This window comes from Desulfamplus magnetovallimortis, from assembly GCF_900170035.1.
In the GTDB taxonomy this organism is placed as follows: domain Bacteria; phylum Desulfobacterota; class Desulfobacteria; order Desulfobacterales; family Desulfobacteraceae; genus Desulfamplus; species Desulfamplus magnetovallimortis.
This window is the reverse complement of record NZ_LT828624.1, coordinates 1-721: the sequence shown is the minus strand read 5'-3', so window position 1 is coordinate 721 and position 721 is coordinate 1. Positions and strand designations below refer to the sequence as shown.

General features: G+C 36.2%; 1 protein-coding gene. It reads left to right on the top strand.

What is annotated here, in order from left to right; genetic code table 11:
• On the top strand, positions 1-721 hold a 721-nt coding region (locus MTBBW1_RS27330), incomplete at both ends, for a hypothetical protein (protein ID WP_222424211.1).

Here is a 721-nt window from a genome sequence, read left to right as displayed (position 1 = left end):
TTTTGAGCATGTTAATGTTGTTGCTTTTTAATGGTTTTTTTCCACAAACAAAACAATTGTCATGTGAATGGTGGATTGAACAAGAACGAATGCCAGGTATGTCCTGGCAAGTTGTTAGACGTACTGTAACAATTCCATCATGGTATGTACGCTATCAAAATATCTTTTGTCGATGGCAATGCATGATAAAAACTGGGCTTATGCTGTTTTTATATTACCATATTTTAAAAAATGTCGGCCAGATATGGCTTTTTTGTTTACAAAAGTTTGTTTTGTATATGATGCGCAAAGGGATTGAGCCTCTCCCATTTTCTTTATTGTTTTCCGCTCCTTTGAAAGGATTTTCAAAAACTACTAATATATTTATAGAATTTGACATATTATCGGTACCTATTAAAGAGACAATCATCTCATCAGTGTCGCATGAGATGGGCAAAGAATTCAAAGTTGTTGGAGCATATGGCAAAAACAACACACAAATGCTCTTAGTGTCACCTCCAGCTATTGATATAAGCGAAGAACTACAAACGGAGATAACTTCATCAGGGATTGAAGTAAAAGCGGTTGCATCTCCTCGAAAAACAACCGTAATCCCATATACCGCATTGGTTGAACAAGAGATGAGGAAATTTTATAATACACTCTCCGAAAAAGACAAAAGACGATACGCAGGAATCGAAGCCCTAAAAAAACAGCGCGGAGGGATTGTATATGTATCATC